The sequence below is a fragment of the Sphingobacterium puteale genome (assembly GCF_003627955.1).
In the GTDB taxonomy this organism is placed as follows: domain Bacteria; phylum Bacteroidota; class Bacteroidia; order Sphingobacteriales; family Sphingobacteriaceae; genus Sphingobacterium; species Sphingobacterium puteale.
The window spans coordinates 1-22909 of record NZ_RBWS01000023.1; the positions used below are offsets into that span (position 1 = coordinate 1).

General features: G+C 41.8%; 15 protein-coding genes. 7 read left to right on the top strand and 8 right to left on the bottom strand.

All coding sequences use genetic code 11. The features are described from left to right. Window positions 1-475: 475 nt before the first annotated feature. Window positions 476-1447, bottom strand: a complete 972-nt coding sequence (locus tag D7322_RS23735) for an alpha/beta fold hydrolase (RefSeq protein ID WP_121126685.1) — start codon at window positions 1445-1447, stop codon at window positions 476-478. A 506-nt stretch (window positions 1448-1953) separates the two neighbouring features. Then, window positions 1954-2802: an AraC family transcriptional regulator gene (locus tag D7322_RS23740; RefSeq protein ID WP_121126686.1), complete on the bottom strand. Its 849-nt coding sequence runs from the start codon at window positions 2800-2802 to the stop codon at window positions 1954-1956. Between the two features lie 232 nt (window positions 2803-3034). On the opposite strand from D7322_RS23740, the gene D7322_RS23745 reads away from it, so the two are divergent. The 4 genes from D7322_RS23745 to D7322_RS23760 all read left to right on the top strand — a co-directional run bounded on the left by D7322_RS23745 (window position 3035) and on the right by D7322_RS23760 (window position 7588). Then, window positions 3035-4714 carry a GMC oxidoreductase gene (locus D7322_RS23745; protein WP_121126687.1) on the top strand — a complete coding sequence of 560 codons (1680 nt, stop codon included), beginning with the start codon at window positions 3035-3037 and terminating at the stop codon, window positions 4712-4714. Window positions 4715-4718: 4 nt separating this feature from the next. Continuing rightward, window positions 4719-5291, top strand: a complete 573-nt coding sequence (locus D7322_RS23750; RefSeq protein ID WP_121126688.1) for a gluconate 2-dehydrogenase subunit 3 family protein — start codon at window positions 4719-4721, stop codon at window positions 5289-5291. Between the two features lie 63 nt (window positions 5292-5354). Beyond that, a complete protein-coding gene (locus D7322_RS23755) occupies window positions 5355-6416 on the top strand; it encodes a sugar phosphate isomerase/epimerase family protein (RefSeq protein WP_121126689.1) in 1062 nt (353 codons plus the stop codon). A 20-nt stretch (window positions 6417-6436) separates the two neighbouring features. Then, entirely contained in the window at window positions 6437-7588 is a 1152-nt protein-coding gene (locus D7322_RS23760; protein ID WP_121126690.1) for a Gfo/Idh/MocA family protein, read from the top strand. A gap of 140 nt (window positions 7589-7728) precedes the next feature. On the opposite strand, the gene D7322_RS23765 is transcribed toward D7322_RS23760, so the two are convergent. After that, complete coding sequence (locus D7322_RS23765) at window positions 7729-8775, bottom strand: glycoside hydrolase family 18 protein (RefSeq protein ID WP_220700161.1); 1047 nt, start codon at window positions 8773-8775, stop codon at window positions 7729-7731. Between the two features lie 110 nt (window positions 8776-8885). After that, on the bottom strand, window positions 8886-10169 hold the full coding sequence (locus D7322_RS23770) for a DUF5009 domain-containing protein (RefSeq protein ID WP_245971442.1): 1284 nt from the start codon (window positions 10167-10169) through the stop codon (window positions 8886-8888). A 430-nt stretch (window positions 10170-10599) separates the two neighbouring features. On the opposite strand from D7322_RS23770, the gene D7322_RS23775 reads away from it, so the two are divergent. Together D7322_RS23775 and D7322_RS23780 are read left to right on the top strand one after the other, a co-directional pair. After that, window positions 10600-11103, top strand: a complete 504-nt coding sequence (locus tag D7322_RS23775; RefSeq protein ID WP_121126691.1) for a GNAT family N-acetyltransferase — start codon at window positions 10600-10602, stop codon at window positions 11101-11103. A gap of 71 nt (window positions 11104-11174) precedes the next feature. After that, window positions 11175-11615 carry a hypothetical protein gene (locus D7322_RS23780; RefSeq protein WP_147430534.1) on the top strand — a complete coding sequence of 147 codons (441 nt, stop codon included), beginning with the start codon at window positions 11175-11177 and terminating at the stop codon, window positions 11613-11615. An 85-nt stretch (window positions 11616-11700) separates the two neighbouring features. Here D7322_RS23780 and D7322_RS23785 read toward each other — a convergent pair whose 3' ends face one another. Together D7322_RS23785 and D7322_RS23790 are read right to left on the bottom strand one after the other, a co-directional pair. Next, a complete protein-coding gene (locus D7322_RS23785) occupies window positions 11701-16443 on the bottom strand; it encodes a TonB-dependent receptor plug domain-containing protein (RefSeq protein WP_121126693.1) in 4743 nt (1580 codons plus the stop codon). 10 nt (window positions 16444-16453) lie between these two features. Then, window positions 16454-19216 (bottom strand): SusC/RagA family TonB-linked outer membrane protein, encoded by a 2763-nt coding sequence (locus tag D7322_RS23790; protein WP_121126694.1) that lies wholly within the window; start codon window positions 19214-19216, stop codon window positions 16454-16456. 141 nt (window positions 19217-19357) lie between these two features. On the opposite strand from D7322_RS23790, the gene D7322_RS23795 reads away from it, so the two are divergent. After that, window positions 19358-20839, top strand: a complete 1482-nt coding sequence (locus D7322_RS23795; RefSeq protein WP_121126695.1) for an FAD-binding oxidoreductase — start codon at window positions 19358-19360, stop codon at window positions 20837-20839. 18 nt (window positions 20840-20857) lie between these two features. Here the strand turns inward: D7322_RS23795 and D7322_RS23800 are convergent, their stop codons facing one another. Together D7322_RS23800 and D7322_RS23805 are read right to left on the bottom strand one after the other, a co-directional pair. Next, the gene (locus D7322_RS23800; protein ID WP_121126696.1) at window positions 20858-21676 is read right to left on the bottom strand and encodes a universal stress protein; all 819 of its coding nucleotides are present in this window, start codon (window positions 21674-21676) and stop codon (window positions 20858-20860) included. 118 nt (window positions 21677-21794) lie between these two features. Then, window positions 21795-22682 carry a sugar phosphate isomerase/epimerase family protein gene (locus tag D7322_RS23805; protein WP_121126697.1) on the bottom strand — a complete coding sequence of 296 codons (888 nt, stop codon included), beginning with the start codon at window positions 22680-22682 and terminating at the stop codon, window positions 21795-21797. Between the last annotated feature and the right edge of the window lie 227 nt (window positions 22683-22909).

Sequence of the window (22909 nt, forward strand, 5' to 3'; positions counted from 1 at the left end):
AGAAGTACCAATGCTTCAGCAGAGTCTTTCAATGCAAAGCTCAAAGCTTTCAGGAGTGTCTTTCGTGGCGTAAGGGATACCACATTCTTCCTATATAGAGTAATGAAATTGTATGCTTAAAAAATTGTACCCCCCAAACTTTCGGTATGATCCCATTAAAGCGTGTTCATTTAGAGTTCGAAAATTTTAACAAAATTATTTAGTCTTTAATCATCAATGACGCAAAAAATGAGGTTTGTAGCATCTCTTCCCCCTTTTTTCCAGAGTTCGCTTTCTCTTTTGGGATTTACTATTTAGGCTTTCAGGAAATGGAATAGAAAATTAAACAAAACTACTTTATTGCTATTTAAAAGCCCATTCTCCTAACAGCTAGGATTGGACGTTTCTAATTTAAAGCTCTCGAAGGCAAGCTTTCTGCTTCACATTTGTATACAGAGATCTTTAAGCAGGATTTAGAGCAATATGTCCAATTTAGTTAAGAGTCCCCATTATTCCCGTTGTTTAAAATTTCATCAATAATTATTTTTTGAATTTGGACTGCCTCATCGACTAATACAGAATGTCCTGCATCCTTAAAAGTATATATTTTCTTTTTAGGTGTTATTAAAACTTCATAGTACTCCGTTGCAATATTGCAGTTGGTCTGTAGATCTTTTTCTCCCAAAAAAAAGTATACTGGACATTTAACCGTTGGTAATTGTACAAAAAGATTCCGTTTCATTACTTCTTTCCATGTTGGCAACCAAGTTTTAGACCAATCTTCCATGTATTGCTTGAGCAGCGGTAGGTCTTTTTCTGCGACTTCATGTCCATCATAGCTTAACATCCATTTCCTTGAATAGTACATATCTTCGTAACTGTTAAATGGAATTTTAATGGTATTCAGTTCTTTCTGAGCTGTCTGATTATGTTTCATTTTGGCGTTCCGTTTTAAATTTTCCAGCAGGATTTGTTCACTTTCTGTTTGGTTGACCACTGGGCTGAAGGCGAGATAGGCATTTAAAAGTTCAGGATGTTTTTCTACCATTTTGAAGCCAAGAACAGTTCCCCACGATTCCCCAACGAGATACAATTTCTTCTGATTGAATCTTTTTAGAAGCATTTTGATTAGTTCAAATGTATCATTTTCCATTAGGTCTAGCGTTATCGGTACTAATGATTTATTCAAGACCTCAGTTCTGCCCGCACCTCGCTGATCCCATTGAACGACTAGGAAATGCTTTTGAAGGGTGTTCGAAAAAATGTCTGCCTGTTTCATCCTAGAGCTTCCCGGACCACCGTGCAAGAAAAGAATAATAGGTGAATCTTTACTTCCGCTATAGGAAACAATCTGTTTGATATTACCAATGGAGAGTGTATCGTAAATCGGTGGAGATTGTGCATATACCTTATTAAACAGCGATATCATCAATAACAGTACACTAAATATTTTCAATTTCTTAGTCATTTATTCACTATTTTAATTATCATATTTATCATAAAGGTCTCAAAAAGGTGGGGCTTTAATATTTCGTAATTTAATTGCTTAATTTAAGCCACCAAAATGGTAAATTTAAATGTTTTTAGTCAGTTTATGTATTACCGACATAAATTATTCTAAGATTTCTTTTCCAACTATTAGAACTAAATTGGTCAATTTTACAGATTTCTAAAGTACGGTTTCAATAGTAATCAAATATATTAAAACTGTACAAAATTTAACATTTTGAAAGTCTAATTTTCCTCTCTGTTTGATGGTAAATTTTCTAATTACCCTTTCGTAACTCAAAATATGTGTTTCCATCATGGTCTGAATTATTGTTTTTACATTGGATTTTTCTTTATAAATTCTATTTGACTGTTTTTATCCTTTTTATAAACTCTAATAAAGGCACTAAAGGTTCTATTGAACTCTCGTGACCTCCACTTGAAAAGCCATATTCAGCATTGCATATGGCTTTTCTTTTTTAGTCACTATCCCGTACGAAACTGTTTTCTATACTTTAAGGGTGACACCTTTGTCACCACTTTAAACTGTTTGCTGAAATGTGCCCAACTGTTATAACCACTGTCATAACAGATATCCAAAATCGGCCGGTTCGTATCTCGCAACAGTTTGCAGGCATGACCGATCCGGAGCTCCTTTATAAAACCAAAATAACTCTTTTTAATGTTCTTTTTAAAAAAGCGGCAAAATGCCGAAATTGACATATTCGTACTGGCGGCTACCTCCTCCAAGGAAATAGGATTTAAGAAATTCTTGAAGGAATAATCTATTATCGCTTCGATAACGATGTTTTCCTCACGGCCTGCGATCGTATCAAAAGCCATGGTGATCACCTTTTGTTCCTCTGATGCCCCGATCCTATCCATACAGCTTAATAGTAGCTGAATACGTTCAAGCCCCTCTGTATTTTCAATCTGACGGATCATAAGGGCGATCTCTTTCGAAAGATCTCCCGTAAGCTGGATTCCCGTGCTATCATTTTTCAACAAGCCCGCGATAACATGCATCTCGGGAAGCGCTAAAAATCCCGTTCCCCAAAAATCCTTTAGAAAATGAACCACTATAGCACTCCCGACCGCGTCCTGCTTCGATTTGCGAAACCAATGCGGCAGGTCTGAGCCAAGAAAAAATATGTCCCCTTGTTTATAATCACCGATGTAATCACCAATAAGCGCTGTACCGTTTCCCTCGGTGATCAAAATTAGTTCACACTCGGGATGCCTATGCCAGGCCGTTTCAAAAGTCGGTGTTCGGTACGTTCGACAGGCAAAAGAGTATTGTTCTTCAACGTGTATTTTCTGGATCAGTGTTTTCATTCTAAAAATCTTACTAGCGAATACATCTGCTATCTGAACACATAATATACGATTATAAAGGCGAAAAATAGCAAGATAACATATTTTTTCAGTCAAATAGCAGTTGAAAGATGCTCGGTGGATACTGTAAATTTATCGTAGGACAAGGGAACCACATGTAAATCGTATGCGGCTATCGCATAAAAAATAAACCAAAATAAAATTATGAACTCAACCTCAATAATAATCAACCATGGAAGCTAATACGTATGATGCCATCGTCGTAGGCTCCGGCATCAGTGGTGGATGGGCCGCAAAAGAGCTTTGTGAAAAGGGATTAAAGGTCCTGATGCTGGAACGTGGCGGCCCCTACGAACATGTCAAAGATTATAAATCTGCCTTACGCGAACCATGGGATCTCCCGCACCGCGGACGTACAACTACAGAACAGAAAAAGAAGTATCCAGTTATCCATCGTGGCTGGGCCGCCTCAGAGGCCGTCATGGACGGTTGGGTGAATGAGGAGGACTGTCCTTATACCGAATTGAAACCTTTTACCTGGTGGCGTAGCTACCGCATGGGCGGGCGCTCTACTTTATGGGGCCGGCAGTCCTATAGGTTTAGCCAAATGGACTTTGAAGCCAATGAAAGGGATGGAATCGCTGTATCTTGGCCCATTGGCTATAATGATATTGCCCCTTGGTATGACCATGTTGAAAAATTTGCCGGTATCAGCGGATCCATAGAAAATATCGCACACTTGCCCGACGGACAGTTTCTTCCCCCAATGGAGCTGAACTGCGTCGAAAAGGACGTAGCCAAACGTATTAAACGAGAATATGGAGACAAACGACACCTGATCATCGGACGAACCGCAAACCTGACAGCCCTGATTCCGGGGCGATCAAAATGTCAATTTAGAAACCGATGCTGGGAAGGCTGTCCTTTTGGCGGATATTTTAGCACACAGTCCTCTACCCTACCAGCTGCAATGAAAACCGGCAACCTGACCGTCCGGCCCTACTCGCTGGTTCGGCAAGTCATCTATGATAAAAATACCAAAAAGGCTAGCGGCGTAGAGGTGTTGGACACCGAGAACAACCAAACTTATGAATTCAAAAGTAAAGTGGTCTTTCTGTGCGCATCGGCTCTCAACAGCACATGGATTTTATTCAACTCCGCAACAGACATCTGGCCAGATGGTTTGGGTAGCAGCAGCGGGGAACTAGGACATAATGTGATGGACCATCATTACAACATCGGTGCTTCCGGAATCGTGGAAGGTTACGAAGACAGGTATATATTCGGTAAAAGAGCCAATGGCTTTTATATTCCCCGATTTGTCAATATAGGTAACGACAAAAGAGACTACCTACGTGGTTTCGGTTACCAAGGTAGCGCCAGTCGTGAAGGTTGGGGCAGAGAGATTGCCGAACTCAATATTGGCGGTGATTTCAAAGATGCGCTCACCGAACCCGGTCAGTGGACCATCGGCGCTACCGCTTTCGGCGAGATACTCCCTTACCACGATAATAAAATCGCACTGGACAAAGAGCGAAAGGATAAATGGGGATTACCGGTACTGGCCATGGATGCGGAGCTGAAAGAGAATGAACTGAAGATGCGGAAAGATATGCAGGAAGAAATGAAAGCCATGCTTGCCATTGCGGGAATAAAAAATGTGAACACCTGGGATAATGGCCACGCCATGGGGCATGGCATCCACGAAATGGGAACCGCAAGAATGGGGCTGGATCCCAAAACCTCAGTACTCAACAAATGGAATCAAGTATGGGATTGTCTCAATGTATATGTCACTGATGGCGCCTGCATGACTTCCTCCGGTTGCCAAAATCCTTCACTGACTTATATGGCACTGACAGCAAGGGCGGTAGATCATGCCGTCAGTGAGCTCAAGAAAATCAACAGTTAAGCCAATGGAAAGAAGAACACTTTTAAAGATGATCGCCTTACTTACGGGCGGAGCCGTAATTGGCGGCGATGCTTTTCTGACGGGCTGTAGCTCCAGCAAAGAACGCGACCTTAGGGAACGCCTCAAGTTAACTCCAAAACAAATCGTATTTTTGGATGAGGTGGCAGACACCATACTCCCCACCACGCAAAAAAGCCCGGGAGCCAAAGCAGCTAAAGTCGGCTCTTTTATGACTGTCATGGTGAATGACTGCTACGAGGCCCCAGATCAGGAAATATTTATTGATGGGATGGAAAAATTGGAGGCGGCCTGTAAAAAAATGCATCATCTGGGATTCTTGGAAGCTACAGCCGAGCAGCGGCTTGCCCTACTAACAGCTATAGACAAAGAAGCAAAAGAGTATGCACAAAAAAAAGGAGCGGCACCCAATCATTATTACACCATGTTTAAGCAGTTGACACTCCTTGGCTATTTCTCTTCGGAAATTGGTTATAAACAGGCACTCCGTTATAATCAGGTTCCGGGCCGATATGAAGGGGATGTTCCCTATGAAAAAGGAGATAAAGCCTGGGCTTAAAACAACGAACAGAAAACTATAAGGCCATCCCTATGGGCAATCTTATTTACGTAAAAAATATCTATGACAACAATTAAAGGACCTGCTATTTTTTTAGCGCAATTTGCCAGCGACAACGCACCGTTCAATACCCTGGAAGGCATCTGTGAATGGGCTGCCTCGATCGGTTACAAAGGTATCCAGATACCTACCTGGGATGCTCGATTGATCAATCTCCAAAGAGCCGCGGAAGATAAAGACTATGCATTGCGGCTCAAAACTACTGTACAATCCTACGGCTTGGAGATCACCGAACTATCCACGCACCTCCAAGGGCAGCTAATTGCTGTAAACCCCTCTTTTGACCCGTTATTTGACTCGTTCGCACCGTCAGAACTACATAATAATCCCAAAGAGCGGCAGCAATGGGCGGTACAACAGCTCCACTATGCGATCAAAGCTTCCCATAACCTCGGACTGAAGGCCCTAGCAACGTTTAGCGGCGCATTTCTTTGGCCTTACGTTTATCCTTGGCCGCAACGTCCGGAGAATCTGGTGGAAACAGGATTCACGGCACTCGCCAAAATGTGGCTCCCCATATTGGATGCCTGCGAACAATACGATGTGGATCTCTGCTATGAACTCCATCCGGGTGAAGATCTGCACGATGGCGTCACCTTCGACATGTTCTTGGCAAAAGTCAATTATCATAAACGGGCAAATATCCTGTACGATCCCTCACATTTTGTACTGCAATGCCTTGACTACCTGCAATTCATTGACATCTATCACGAGCGGATCAAAATGTTCCATGTAAAAGATGCTGAATTCAATCCATCCGGCCGTCAAGGTGTATATGGTGGTTATCAAAATTGGCAAGCACGGGCTGGACGTTTTCGTTCCATTGGCGATGGGCAGGTCAATTTTAAGGCGATCTTTACCAAGCTGACGCAATATGATTTTCAGGGCTGGGCAGTCCTGGAATGGGAGTGTGCCTTTAAAAACTCCGAAGATGGGGCCCGTGAAGGTGCACAACATATCAAGGATTACATTATTCGGGTAAGTGATCACGCATTCGACGACTTTGCTTCTGCTGGTCCTGATGACAACCTGAATCGAAAATTGATAGGTTTATCAGACCATTAAAAACCTAAAATACAGTTATTATGGAAATCAGAAAAATCAGGATGGGCATGGTGGGGGGTGGCAAAAATGCTTTTATTGGTGCCGTACACCGCATGGCAGCAGGTATAGATGGACAGATCGAACTATGTTGTGGCGCATTAAGTTCGGATCCTGTTAAAGCACGGGAGTCCGGAGAACTGCTTTCGCTCCCTACGGATCGAATCTATCCAAATTTTCGGGAAATGATCCTGCGTGAAAGTCAGCTACCATCTCACGAACGGATGCATTTTGTAAGCATAGTAACCCCAAACGTTGCCCATTTTGAGCCAGCGATGCTCGCCCTCGAACATGGATTTCATGTCCTATTGGAAAAACCCATGACGTTCACGCTAAACGAAGCGGAGTTATTAGAGCAGAAGGTCAACGAAACAGGGCTGCTACTTTGCGTGACTTACACCTATTCGGCATATCCTATGATCAAACAGGCACGTCAGCTGGTTCGCGAAGGCAAGCTCGGCAATATCCGTAAAATCATGGTCGAATATCCACAGGGCTGGCTCAGCACATTGATCGAGACCGAATCGCCACTGGCGGCCTGGAGAACAGATCCCGAAAGAGGTGGATTGAGCAGTTGCATGGGTGATATTGGAACACACGCTGCCCATTTGGCTGAATATATTTCCGGTTTAAAAATAACCCGGGTATGTGCCGATCTCCGAACTTTCGTGGCGGGAAGACGATTAGAAGATGACGGAAATGTCCTCCTGGGGTTTGAAAATAATGCAACAGGTGTACTCTCGGCTTCACAGGTAGCGGCAGGCGAAGAAAATGCTTTAAAAATAAGAATATACGGCGAGAAAGCTGGTCTTGAATGGAATCAACAGGATCCCAACACCCTACTATTGAAATGGCTTAACGAACCGGCACAAATATTCCGTGCCGGACAGCAATACCTTTCCCCCCTCGCCCAGCACAACACTCGCTTACCGGCCGGACATCCCGAAGGTTACATCGAAGCGTTTGCCAATATTTACAGAAATTTTTCAGCCGCTGTTCGCGCAAAGATAAACGGTACCAGTCCCTCGGAGGCCATGCTGGATTTCCCTACCGTTGCAGATGGAACTAGGGGCATGAAATTTATCGAAACGGTAATAGCTTCTGGACAGTCCAGTCAAAAATGGACAGCTTTCTAATCGTCATCACAATAACGTACACGCTAGAAGTCAATTCCATAACCGAAATTACTGCACCTTCAACTATGAAGCCTATCAATAGGTCAGTAATTTCGGTTTTCCACGTTCTTTTGAAATCCTTTCTATTGGAACGCCTTTTATCAACGTATAATTCCCTTATATACCGCATCTCGCAGTACGCCCGCCTCGGTATCACCGGCATATTCCCAATACATCGCTCCCAGTAAACCCTGCTCATGCACATAATCGCATTTCAAGGAAATGGATTTGGGTGTCTCAAAAGTCAATATCAATGTTCCCTCTGCATTGACCAGATAATGTGCCTTCGCTTCATCGTCCCATTTCTGTTCAAAGCCCTGCAAATTCAGGAGATCCTTATAGTCTATAAAATCTTTGATATCCGTTTTATTTCCACGTCCGTAAAATGGGATACCGAGCACCAGCTTTTCAGCGGGCATGCCGCCTGCGATATGCGCCTTCACCGCTTCAGCACAGGTCGTGCGCCCTGATAAAGGTGAACGATGCAGACTCGCATGATGATAAGGGGGATTTCCTGAATCATAAGTCATGATATTCACAAAATCCACGTCGTTTTTAATCTGGTCGAATGCGATATACTGACCACTTGATACAGAGGCTAGTGTCAATAGTTTTTTTCTTCCGATAGCCTTACGAATATCCCGCATTAGTAACGTATAATTCTCGGTATCCGATTCCGTCGCGGAAATACCGGCAGAAGGGTTGGTCGGGTATTCCCAGTCAATATCAATGCCGTCAAGTTTAAATACTTTCACAACACGCGCGCAATCCGCAGCAAATTTTTTCCGGTTAACGACATCAGCAGCCATCTCACTAAAGCGACCACTTCCCCAACCACCAATGGATAACAAGACTTTCAAGTGTGGATGCTTTTTCTTCAGCGCTATAATACTTTGTAATCTGGCTTCATTGTCGATACGCACTCCATCAAAACTGTCATTGACATGCCCAAAAGCATAATTGATATGTGTCAGGTACGTCGGATCCGGTATCACGCTTGACCAGGAAGTCACATAAGCAATTACCACTTTTTTATTTTTTTCAAATGCACAGCTCTTTTGGGGACAAATAATCATTGCCAATAAAGCTATCGCTGTAAAGCCAAGGGTTATTAACTCGAGGGGATTTATACTGTTTTTAGATTTCATACACATCATAATATTAAAGATTCAAATTAAACTGAACCGATTCTGAGTCGCTTGACTAAATTTCGTTCTCTATTTAGCCATATAGTAAGCGTACAACGATCCGTCTTCTATTAAAGTTTTAAATAGATATTTATCTTTTTCAATAAAATAGCATACCACAGCATAGCGAAAGCCCATAGCAGTGAACCACCAACAGCAAGGAGCATATTATCCGATTGTTTATAGAAAAACAAAGGAATCTGCAATCCCCAACAGATGAAATAAATTAAATCCGGTGCGAGATAGGTCGTCAAAGAATTCTTTCCGGCCTCCTCGAAGACGAATATTCCTTTATGGTATTTCCGAATATCTATTACATAGTAGATAACAAGCAGTAAGAGCAGGCTGATACCACAACAGAGCAATGCCCAACTTGGCGTGCCGTGAATTTTGGATAATATAAACCAGGGACGCAGTGCAAACCCGCCCACTAACCATAGTATTCCAATAATCAGCATCCAACGTAAAAGCAACTTCGGTGTAGCAGCATACCGTTTGATTAATATGCCAATGATTGTTCCAGCCAATACAATACAAGGTACATTCCCTGATAACAGCACCCCTAAGTAGTCTCCAATGATCGGAATATGCAATTTGAATGCTGTTTGAGACAGGATATTCAGGACAAGAAACAGCAGCCAAAAGCATCCTACAATGGAGAGCCTTCCCCGACTTAACACAAAAGTAGTGGCAGCAGCAAAATAACCCCAGCCGATCAAGCCCAAGATTCCCCACCAACCGATCTCCAAGCCTTTACCCTCTGCAGCTTTAAAGCAATAAGCCAAATAACAGATTCCCAGAACCCCAAGCAGACGCATCCCTTTAAATAGGGCCTGATTACCGGATGTAGTAGGATACCTATTCCAGACCAGAAATATACAGAGGTACAACAAACCCAACCACAGAAAGCTGGACATTCCTGTCAATATCGCATCCACACGGCCTCCGTTCAGAATCAATACACCGATAAGGATCAAACTCAAGGTACGGGAGACAATATGAAAAAAGATAAGCCCCATGGACTCGCCCATCTTTTCCCGTGCGGCCACGGCATAAGGTACAGCCATTCCCACCATGAAAAGGAATCCCGGAAAAACCCAATCTGCCAATCCCATGCCATCGACATCCGCTTCCGTATGCAGCATCCACTTGGGGACACCGGGAGCGAATATATCGTTGACAAATAACATCAGAAATAGGGTCATACCACGCATGACATCCATTGAACGGATTCGAATTGATTGTTTAGGTTGTTGTTGATCCATAATGCTATCGATAAATCCCAAGAAATCAGCTTTCATACCCGCCAAACACTCGGTTCCAAGCATCCCCCCCACTGTATCCGGCAGCTCCATAGAACTAAAAACACGAGATATAGTCCTCAAAAACTAGGCATACCTGATTTTTCTTGTTGTAAGGTTTATATCCGGCAAACAAAGCTGCTGTTTGCTTACCCTAAGATGAGAAAATTAGGTCGTATTCAAGAGAAAAAAATGTTCAGATTAGTGCAATTTTTGCTCTTAAAAACTGATCTTATAAGAACATAGTTGCTTTATTAAGCTTTTATACCGGAATATTGATTCCACTATCAAGCATTCACCCCGGGAGACGGCACTATTTATTAAAACCTTGAAGTCAGCGTAACCTTGGCTGTTGATCAACAAAAAAAAACTTGCTTTTTAATAGCGTATATGAAACTTCTTCTGTAGGAAAAACTTTGACAAAAAGCATCAACTATATGGTAAAACTTATATTTTTGACTTTAGTTCTAAAACAGCATTTAACATGAGCCAGTTAATATTTCGGGACGCCAGACAGGCGGATTTACCCCTTATTGTCGCGATATACAACACCACCATTGCATCCAGGATGGTCACGGCTGACACCAGTCCAGTGTCCGTAGAAAGCAGACAAAAATGGTTTGATGAACATAGTCCGTCAAAAAGACCGCTTTGGTTGGTCGAGGACGAAAATAGCAATATCCTAGGCTGGGTGAGTTTTCAGTCGTTCTACGGCCGGCCGGCCTACGATGCCACAGTAGAGATCAGCATTTACCTGGATGAACAGCAAAGGGGCCGTGGACTGGGTAAACAAATCCTTCAGTACTGCATAAAGCAGGCTCCAGCGTTGGGGATACATACCTTGTTGGGCTTCATCTTTGCCCACAACGTCCCGAGCATCACACTTTTTGAAAAAATGGGCTTCCAAGAATGGGCGAACCTTCCCAATATCGCTACGCTAGATCATGTGGAACGGAGTCTAAAAATAATGGGTAAACGGGTAAGTTAAGTCATACAATTGGCCTTCAAGAGAAAAATCATTAGCTTTAGGTAATGATTTTACACTTTTAATTTACAACTATGACTCAACGACTACAATTAATGCTGATATTCACCCTTTCTATGTTATTTTGGATCAATGTTGCAACTGCACAAGATCCAGAACGGATAAAGACCATCACACTTTCCGCAGATTCCGCCTATACAAAAGTCGTACAAGCACTTCAAGAAAGCGGTTACTATATTGCTCAATTAGACCGTTCTTCAGGTTTTATTAAAACCAGTGTATCTCTTAAAAGCAAATCAATATTTGGTCGTGATGGTGATAAAAGAATCTTCAATTTTCTAGTTGTCCCGCTCCCAGATCGAAGGTCCAAAATCATTCTCAATATATTTCTGTTCGAACGCCTTCAAGCCGGAAGCGGTAATTCCGGAAATTATTACTACGATGACAAAGGCCTTGTCCAGGATGATAAAATCTATCAGCAGATCTGGAACAAAATTTTGCCCCTTATCCAATAAAAACAGCTATAGGATACAAACAAAGCCTGTCAAAAGTATATTGACAGGCTTTGTTTTATTCCGATTGTACCAATAATTTAGTAGACTATTCAATCTCGACCTTCAATCCTTCTTGCCAATCTTTTAGCTCTTCGGTATAATATAAATAGCCCGAAGATGCGGCGCCTTGGTATCTCCCTGGCACTTGGGCTTTTAAATCTATAGACAGTTCTTTCGTTTCATTTGCATCAATTCCCCGCCAATATAACACCAGGTAATTTTCAAAAATTTCGTAGTAGTCTACGAAGCCTTTCTCCATTAAATCCCTTAATTGTTGAGGCTCGGGAGTTAATCCTCCTGGGATACCGACCTTCGCTAATGGCATTGCCTGTGCCCTACCCCGCTTATTGTGTAACCGCACCTTGAGTACCGTATTGTCACCCAGACGAACACGATTGCTGGATAAAGATGTTGACAGATCCAGTGTCCTATCTTTTGCACTTGGCGGTTCCAGTGTCAAATAATTAAATCGGTAGGAAGCTACAGCATAATCCAGGTTTTCCAGGCGCATGGAGATTTTATGTTTTCCTGCAGGCAGCTCCGTCAAAAACATTCTGCTCAGCGAGTCAGCCACGAGAGTGGTGTCACGGATCAGTAGTTGCCCGTCCAGCCATAGTTCCATCTTTTTCCCTTTTTTCACCCGCATATCCCGATCAAACAGTTGATAATATCCTGTTGCAGCTTTTAAGGCGAGTCCCGTTGCCTGGGTTGAACCATAGTAGCCCTGATCAGCAGATTTTACAAGTGCCTCCATACAGGCTGTCAATTCCGGAGATGCTTTGTTTTCCAATTGGAAAACAAGTGCGATCCAAGCCAGCGTTTCATTTCGCAGCGAACGTCCATCCGAATTCGTAATGCTTCCTTCTGCTAAGCCTTTCTTATCTTCAATTACCATAGGAAGAATCTCCTTTAGGCGTAACTTCAGGCTCTCCAATTGCTCCAATTTATTGAGATTCTTTGCTGTAAGCGCAACTATTGCCATACGATAAGGATCTTTTGTCCCCAGGACTTCCTGATAAGCCTTTTGAAACTCCAGCTCGATTTCCGCCCTTTCACCTGCAACGCTTAATGCATAAGTGATATAAGCATTATTTATAGATTCGCGATTCCCGGAAAAAGTGTACCGTCCTGCTCCTTGATGGTATCCTCCCCGACCATCTTTTTTTGATAAAAGCCAATTCTGAGTACGTTCGATCATCTTTTGATCTACAGCGATAAATGGCTTCATTTCTATAAATTCAATTAAACCAAAAGCTGAAAGCACCTCATGTGCCGGCGGTTTTCCATACCAATCAAAGCCTCCTCCTTTGATTTCGTAGGCCGCCAATTTTTTATAACCACTGGTCAAAAATTCTTGTGTTTTGCGTTGCAAGGATTCATCTCCCCTAAGTTGCTGAAGGAGAGAAAGCGCATATATATTGGGATAGACTGACGAAGACACCTGTTCGAAACAACCGTATGGTTCGCGGACAATGCGTTTCAATCCCTGCGTAATCTGCTTCAATGGATTAAGGTATAGCTCCACCGAAAGCCGTTGTGAACCCACCATAGTGTTTTTCAGTTCAAATTCATGTGCTAAGTATTTGGATGTTGAATGACCGAATTCTACAGGGAAACCTTTGTCAAATAATTTAATATCCTTTATAATTCCCAATACCGTGGAATCAGTACGGATAGAAAAACGTATCTTGTCTTTTTCATTCGACGGGTGCCTTACTTCAAGTGGTACACGCACCTGACTTTGCTCCTGTGCGCCAATTTTCAGATTATTCCCCTCAGATTTCCATTCAAGGTTGTCCCCTATCAGGTCGACCTGACTACGGATTGATACAGGTTGCCGTCTTGTATTATCAACCAATAATTGCGCATTGATCAAATCTCCCTGAGAAGCATACAAAGGCAATTTGACGTCTAAGCCAATTTCGTCTTTCACTTGATATGTTGTCTGTTGACTACGTCCTATTAGACCATTTTTACCAATCCCTTCCGTTATGATCCGATAAGAAGTATTTTCATCAGCATTGGAAAAAGTAACTTGGGCATATCCTTGAGCGTCAGTCTCAATATGATAATTCCAATAGATATTATCCCTAAAATCGTCTTTGATCAAGGCCTGTTTATTTTGGTACTTCGGCACATAAAATTCTTGTGGCTGATCAAAACGAACCTTTGGATATACCGTATTCAAAGTCAGATATTTTTGATTTCCCACAAGATGGCCTTTGCCAAACAAATTGAAGGCATCACCTTCCATTCCTTTTCCGCCTTTGGTCGTAATCACGATAACACCGTTGGCACCACGTGAACCATACAGCGCCATGGCCGAAGCATCTTTTACGATACTGATACTTTCGATCAAGTCAGGCGGAAAACCGGCAAAATATGCTATATTGGCCTCGTTATAAGCTACCCCATCCACTACGAAAAGAGGTCCACCGGTGCCGCCGATGGAGCTGATCCCACGAATAACAACAGGTGCATTGGACCGCTCACCCGAGGGACTGACACTAATACCGGCCACCTTACCCGATAAAGCAGAGATTAAGTTCACCTGTGAATAGAGCTCTTCGCGGCTGATTGTGGCCACTGACCCAGTCACTGCGGTCTTCCGCTCTGTTCCATAGCTGATCACAACCACTTCTTCTAAATTCGATTCTTGATTAAATCGTGGAGACGCCATTTCCAATTTCGGCGGGATAGCCGTTTCATCGTTGACAAGTTTGATAGGCAAATTCGTCTCAATCTGTACTGAAACAGAATCGGTTAAACGTCTCTTTTCCCTTGTAGGTAAGTTAGCAGGAGATTCACTCTGAAATGTGGAAACATAATACAATTCATTTTTTCGATGAGTCGGTACGTAGATTCGCCATAACGTAGTAGGGATAGTCCGGATCGAAAAACATCCGTTTTTATCAGGCATTACAGTATATAGCAAACTATCTGCTACTACGTAGATTTTTGAGGAATACGGAGTATTTTGTCCGTTTACCTGCTTATAAATTACACCCCTGAACATATTATTCGGTTGATTTTTTACCACCAAAAGTTCATCGTTGCTCAACACCTTATCCCATTGATAATTTCGCCAGCCCTGTGTCAGCAAAAGCATATCGAGGGCTCGCGTACGTTTGTCCTTGGTTGGATCAAAATAGAATGCGGGTTGATAGATATCGCCCTGCACTGCAGTACCCAGCCACATCCAAGAGAGGATATGATGCTGTTTATCATTCAAATAGCTTAAAACCTTATCATCAACAACACTCAAAGATAACGCGGCCGGAATAGATTTTCCCTTCGCATCCCGTGTCTCAATCGTCAACTTCACATCCTCCCGCGTCTTATAGATCGCTTTATCGCTTGTTACATGAATCTGCAAACCATCCTCTACTGCATTAAAAAATAATCGCTCACTCAGAATTTGTCCTCCCTGTAAAATAGATATACTCAGCACCCCTTGCGGCAAACCAGCTTTTGGTACAGTAAGAGAATTTGTACCTTTGGTCACCGCAATCTCTTCAGTGCCGAAGATTTTATCTTCCTTTCGGATAAAATAGCTCACCCGACTGTCCATGCTACTGATGACTTCCAATCGCAGAACATCTTTTGTCTGTTCTTTCAGCTGCACCTTTACACCGTTATTTTTTACTGTAGGCAATGCCATCCTTTCTGTTGTCGGATATGGCTTTTTCAATTGCGCATAATAGGTTCGTCCCTTTTCTGGGACGAATGAGAATTTCCCCATACCCTGGTGAAAGGAGGCAAATTTGCTGATCTCCTCGCCAGCATCATTATAGACAACACCCTCGATATCTGCAGGAAATCCTTCCGGGTTCAAAGCTTTAAATGCAACCACATTCAAAAAGTCTGCTAGAAGATATCCCCCTTCAGGCATAAAACTAACAGCGATATCTTCAAAAACAATAGGGACATTCTTAGATATTGACTCAATCAGCTGTTGCTGCACGAAACGGACATTCAAACTTACATGATTATCTTTCAGAATTTCTGGTAATGCAAATGATATTCGGTATTTACCCAAATGATCGGTCTTAGCCACCTTCGAAAGATATAGCTGCCCACCAATACTCACGTCATAGTCAAAAGTTTGATTTGAAATCGGACGGTTCGCCAAGTCCTTGATACCAAATTCCGCTACAACGGTTTCTCCTTTCCCATAAGATTCCTTTTCCAGTTCCAATTGCATGAAGAGACGCGGTGGATTGGTACGCATTATGGTGATTTCCTTTTCATAAGCTAGATTTGGAAAATTGGTCATCCAAGGAGTCTGCACTTTCAATCTGTAGATGCCCCCCGCAAGCTGACCTCCCAATTTCATGCTTCCTTTCGCATAAATTGTATTTGCCGCAAATTGCTTACGCAGAACTACCTGTCCATTCGGTGCAATTAGGTCTACGATAATAATATCACTTCTACTAGAGACATCGAAACCCGTATTGCATAGATATGTAGTAAAATAAACTGTTTCTCCCGGTGTAAAAATAGTCTTATTTGTATGCGTATATATACGTTCCAAAGGTAGCAGGTCATTATATTCATTCATTTTAGCACGAACCGACTGCATCTGACCAAAAGTATTAATTGCAAATAACAAACATAATATTGTAAAAAAATAAGTAAGGCAATACTTTTGAATCTGTCTTGGATCAGCAATTTTAAATACCAATGAATTATTTTCAAGAATATCAGCATTTCTTTTAGTGGTGATATCAGCTAGGAAACCTTCATCTCCAGATCTATTTTCTTTAATTTTTAAGTTATCAATAATCATGGCAAGTCGGTTAAAAATTCAGTAATACATTAAAACCAAAAGTTTTCATCAACGGTGAGTTAAAGTAATCCAATCCAACCGCATTACTCTGTCCCAACAAGGATGAGCCCGGAAAATTACCTTTATATTTACTCCAATACATCAAATTTTCGGCATAAAGAATTAAGTCAATTTTTTGGAGATAGTGCCATGATATATCAAAACTACGTGAAAGATTCACTTTGGAAAGTCGTAGGTAGCTTGCGTCTTCGATAGCCTCTTCAGCGACTCCCGATATCCCATAGCGCACCCACCTATTAAGGTCTGTGCTTTCGCCCGGATCATAGTAATCAACCCGTTTATTATTTTTATTTCCCTGTGGATCAATTCCCGGGAACAACTGATTTTTCAGCAATCGCTCAGTGGCGGTTTCCCTTGAGCGTCCCATATAATTGAGCGTTTGCCGTGTCCCATTCCAGACCTTACCGCCCTTGCTCCATTCGAGATCAACATCCAAACGGAATCCTTTATATTGCAAAGTATTGCCAAAGATGAAAGAAAAATCGGGATTTGGGTTTCCCAGAATCTTTTGCTCAGGGGACATAATGGGATAGCCATCGCCATCAATCTGGAGTTGACCATCTGAGGTACGTTCGTAGACGGTTCCCACTATCACTCCGATCGGCTGGTTGACAATATAGTTTTTACTGATTTCCTGCATACCAGCTATTTGGACACGATCAGCTGCCACATGAATTTTGTCAACCTTATTGATATAACGGTGAAAATCCAGTCTCGGCGACCAAACTACATTACTATTATAAACGCCAAACTGAGAAGAAAGAGCAATTCGAAATCCTTTTTGTTGATAGTCGACTACGTTGTTTAGTTTATATTGATTGCCTTGCAACAGCGGCGCATAACCATTTTTCACATAAAACTGATAAAAACTTCCATCGAGGTTCCAAAACTTTCGTTTGAGAGAAGCACCAAACTCATAATTGATCTTCCTTTGCAGTTTATCCACAGGGCTCCATAACAGCAATTCATCCATCGGCAAGAAAGATTGAAAATCCTTGATGGAATATCGCATCAGACTAAATTGTATATCATTATTGATCTGGTTGGGCTCAAGGTGCGAAAGGTCGAATTTTGTCCACACATTACTGATAATATTTTCCCAATCAAATAGATCGAATTCAAACCTCCTTTTCACCTGACCAACAAAATTAAAGGCGGTCTTATTTTTACTCTTGTCGTTTATCAGTATACTTGGTAACAAGTCCAAATTCCAGTTGGCATTATAGCCGCCAAATTCTTTTGCTACCAATCCAGCTTGAAATTCCAAAGATTGATGTACCAATGAAACCGGAGCAAAATCTGTTTTTGATCTTTCCAATGACATCCACTGTTTTTTGTGCCAAAAATTTCCTTGTAGATACAACTTTTTATTTTCACCCAGATAGTACTTTCCCTGAACATTTGTGTCAAACAGTTTTGTTTTTAATCTACGATTGACAAATACATTCCTATTCATTCCGCTCACGCTTCCTACCAGACCATAGTTCAGTTTATTTTGTTGGTATTGATAGTTGAGTTGTGCGCCCAAGAAAAATCGGCTATGATCCCAGTCATATTTCAGTGCGCCTATGTATTTCTGGTTGAATTGGTTGTCCCGATTATTTTGGAACAGATACCAAGGATTAGTATAAACATCGGAAATAATGGAAGTAGGCTGTGCTTTAGCGTCAACATTGACCGGAGACAGGTATGCTCCCATAAGGACATTGGCGTAGTTATTGCCTACCATGGGCATATCTTCATCGGATTGATTGAATTTATTCAGTACCTGAAAATGATGTTCAACGCCAAAATAGCGCGAGTAATTCAGCTGCGTTCCCCAGAACTTAGCCCGATTCGGGTCAAAGAGGCCCTGCTTCTTGGAATATTCAATTTCACCATAGAATTTACCCACACCATCTTTATTATAGGTCATATCCAACGTGGTAGAGCTGTGATGGCCTTTGCGATATACATTTTTGTTGTTATAAAAACCAGGCAGGTCAATTTGGGCGACAGAAGGTCCCCAGCTATAAGGAACGTCATTCGAGGCAATCAATAGTCCGTCTTTCGCGCGCCCCTGAACATAATCAGTTTGCAGTCTGACGCGGTCATCAGCTTTACTGACCGATCCCCCAAGCGTCAGATTGATATCAAGCAGTCCATAGCCCGGTTTTTGATTTTGATGGATGTAAATCCGATTTCCTTTCTCCGTCATACTGTAATAAGCTCCCCCCTTATTTCTAAAGACCACAGGTCTTGTGGATACGATCGTCGAGGTATCCAATGGAAATAAATTCAGATCGGTATGCTGTTCTCTTGCCGCCACAAGTTCCACAAGATATCCTCCGGACTTAGCAAAGGGATCCGACCGAAACTCATATAATAGGTAAGTCGTTGGTAGCTGAACTGGATATTTCCATAACTGTATTTTATCACGATCATTGAGATCCATTCCAAATACACCATTGACATCAGTGCGTATCAGTTTCCGTGTATGTAATCCGGTATTCAGTTCGGCAAAACTGGATACGATATTGTCAGCAACACGAATCACCGCTGCATCTTTCAATGGCCTTCCAACAGCGTCTGTAATCTTACCTTCGTAATGTTGTACCTGACCAAATAGCATCTGAGTAACACAGAGAAATAAACACAAAGAGGTATACTTTATCATCTTTTCAAGTAATAATTTGGACAGGGATGCAGCAGGCAACGGAATTCCATAACGCATATTATTTTTTTTGAGATTTTTTAAAGAACTCGGTTAAATAACTTTTCGGATAAAAATAGAATAAAAAAAACAATAAATTTATATTATTTTGGCAGTGAACTATCCTTGCGATCGTTCGCATTATTAAATTGAACGGAGACCATGCGTATAACCCAAAGAACCAAACGTTATTCATTTCTAACCTTGCTTATTCTTTTAGTGGTTATTGCATTCCCCATTATCCATCTACTCAAAACCAAATGGAGAGAAACCGATAATCACAGGGTCCTTCCTTCGCGGCATGTGGATGATGCCAGCGCACTTAATCTGACCAGCGTCGATACCATCATTGCTATACCAAAAGACAGGTCGGCTATTGAAAATCAATTGCGGCAAATTCTGCATTATGCAAATACCAAGAGGTTAAAAATAGCGTTGGCCGGAGCCCGTCACAGTATGGGCGGGCATACAATGTATCCGGATGGTATAGTGATCAATATGCTCCCTTATAACCACATGCAGCTTGACACGGTAAACAATATACTGAGTATCGGATCAGGTGCACTTTGGACGGATGCCATTCACTACTTAGACCGTTATGGTAAATCAATTGCAGTGATGCAAGCTTTTAGTTCATTTTCTGTTGGTGGATCACTGAGTGTCAATGGACATGGATGGCAAAAGAATTCGCCGCCCTTAGCTTCCAGCGTACTTTCTTTCACATTAATGAATGCCCAAGGTCAGGTACTCCACTGCAGCCGCGACGAGAACACGGAACTGTTTCATCATGTGCTTGGTGGATATGGCCTATTTGGTATTATACTCGATGTAAAGCTCAAAGTTGTCGATAATCAGTCCCTAAAATATCATTACGTCAACTTAGCTCCAGAAAATTATACGAAGTATTATAAAAAATATATTCTTGACAATCCAAAAGTAAATCTGGTTTTTGGACGATTACGCGTTTCCAAAAAACATTTTCTAGCGGAGGCAACGCTCAATTATTTTGAACAGACAGAAGAACTGCCGATACAGCTATCCCGACAGGAAAAGAAAATTGAAGAAACCAAAAGACTGATATTTAGGGGTAGTGTCAATAGCGAATATGGAAAGCGGCTCCGCTGGGATCTTGAAACATCTTCAGCCATTCCTGCACGGCATATCACATTTACCCGAAATGAGATCATGGATAGCCAAGTCTCCTTGATCGAAAACAAAGATACCACATCGACGGATCTGCTCCACGAATACTTTATTCCTGAACGAAATTTCATGAATTTTATTCAGGACATAAAACCTATTTTATTAAAATCGGAGCTGGATTTGCTGAACATTACCATCCGCGCCGTCAATCGGGACCATGACGCCTATTTAAATTATGCACGGGAAGACGTATTTGGTTTTGTGCTCTTATTCAATCAAAAAAAAACAGCCCTACAAGAGGCTGATATGTATAGCCTCACGAATCTTCTGGTCGATGCGGCCATTAAAAACGAGGGGACATACTATCTCCCCTATCGCCTACATATCGCAAAAGACAAAATGAGAAAAGCCTATCCGCAAGCAGATAGTTTTTTCAGAACTAAAACAAAATACGACCCGTCGGAACTCTTCAACAACAAGTTTTATAGACACTATAAATAATCCACAAGACCTGACCAATTATATGGAGATGGTCAACAGCGGAACATCCAGGCCTGAGGCCATCATGCGCGTTTTGCTTCGATGTGTCAGTGAATTCCAGAAACCATATTTATAGGGAATCATGACCAAAAGATCAGTATTACTTTCTTTAACCTCATCACGAATGGCTTTGACCACCTCATTAGACGTTACATTTTTATAATAATAACTGACGATGCCCATGACGTCTCCGATTGCCGCTCGGGTTTCATTTCCCTTTTCTTCATTTAGCTGCTCAACGGTTTTACGGATATTAAGCACTTCCAATACGGCATTAAAGTCAGTTGCGAAATCTTTCACCTTTTCAAGAATTTCTTTTTGCACTCCGCGTACGATGTCGCAGGCGAAGAGGATATGCTTAAGCCCACTAAATTGTGCTCCAAGCGGAACAGATAGAATAGGAATTTTTAGTTTACTAATGGCCGACGTAGTTGTATTACCCAACATATCCTGGTCAAACGAGCGTTTGGCCATACCCATGACCAATAGGTCGGCACCTGTCTCCTGAATGCATTTTGTAATCTGATCGTAGAATAAACCCGTTGCCAGATAAGGAACAGCAGGCACCCCGCTTTGCCGCGTGATACCCTCCGCTTTATGGGTTAAAATCTTGTTTTGATGTTCAAAAATTTTGAACATGGAATCGGGAGAAAGACGTGCGTTCATCGCATGTATCGAGGGGTTCTGCAGTGAGAACAAGATGATCTCATATTTTTTACCAGCGAAAACTTCGAGTATAAACTTTAGGGCATGTTCTGCCTCTTCAGCATAGTCTGTAGCAACAATAATCCGTTTCATATTTTCCGTTTTTATACGATTAAAAAATCCTTTTTTAATACACTCAAGTTAACGAAAAATAATAAATCCATCAACCGGACAATTGTCTCAGCATCGTCAATTTTCTCCCGATTAATGGCTATTTAGAATAACTGGCCTTTACAAAAGGAGCCCTTTTTAGGTAGTCTATACTTTGCTCAAGACCTGTGTAAATATCATTATGTGTTTCTTCCAATTCAACAAACAAGTATTTCAGTCCACCTGTTTTGACATTGTTAAAGATCGCATCAAATCCGACCATTCCACTTTGACCGATTTCACGGTGATCTTTAATATGTAAAGCCTTAAATCTACCCGCATATTTGTTGAAGTAATCAACCGGACTGACATCACCGATTACAGCCCAGTAGACATCCATTTCGAAGAATACATTTTCGGGATTGGTATGCTCCAGCATGTAATCGTACATTACTTTATCTTCAACCTTTTTGAATTCATGAGCGTGGTTGTGGTATCCATAAAGCAACCCCTGTTCACGGCATTTTGCCCCCACAGCATCCAGATAACGGCATTGTGTTTCCAAGTCTTTGAGTGTCTTAGGCACATCCATCCAAGGCGTCACAATATATTTCATGCCAGCAGCCTTGTGGGTAGCGATACATTGGTCCCACCATTTCAAGGATTCGGAGAAATCTCCGGAGGCAAGCTCCTGCGCAGACAATGTTTTGGTTGCATGGGAAGAAAGGACCTTCATCCCTGCTTTTTCTACCTTGGCCTTAAATTCCTGCGGGCTCAGATTGTATAGCTTGCCGTCATTATAACCAGCAGCTTCTACGCCTGTATACCCAAGTGCGGCGATCTTTTGTAAAATTTGATCGAAATTTGGGTTCTTGCTGATTTCCTCACGTACGGAGTACAACTGTAGACCAATTTCTTTCTTTGCGGCTTTCTGTTGCGCAAAAGTCGGATTAACGGCTAATAGCATACAGCCAGCCATGAATGATCCGATAAGCGTTCTTCTTTTCATGTGTTTTATTTATTACCGACCTATCCAACACGAAAGTTATGGTAAACATACGTTTACGGGTTGTTTAGGTTTATTCGTGTTAAGTGCAGTTGCAATGTATGCAAATACTCTAAAAAACGCAATGCTTTTGGACTTTATTTATTCACACCGCCTGTTTTCCATAGCGAGAGGAATCTTTTTTCTTCCAAAAAAAATTGAACATCTTAAACGATTTACCTACCAAACAT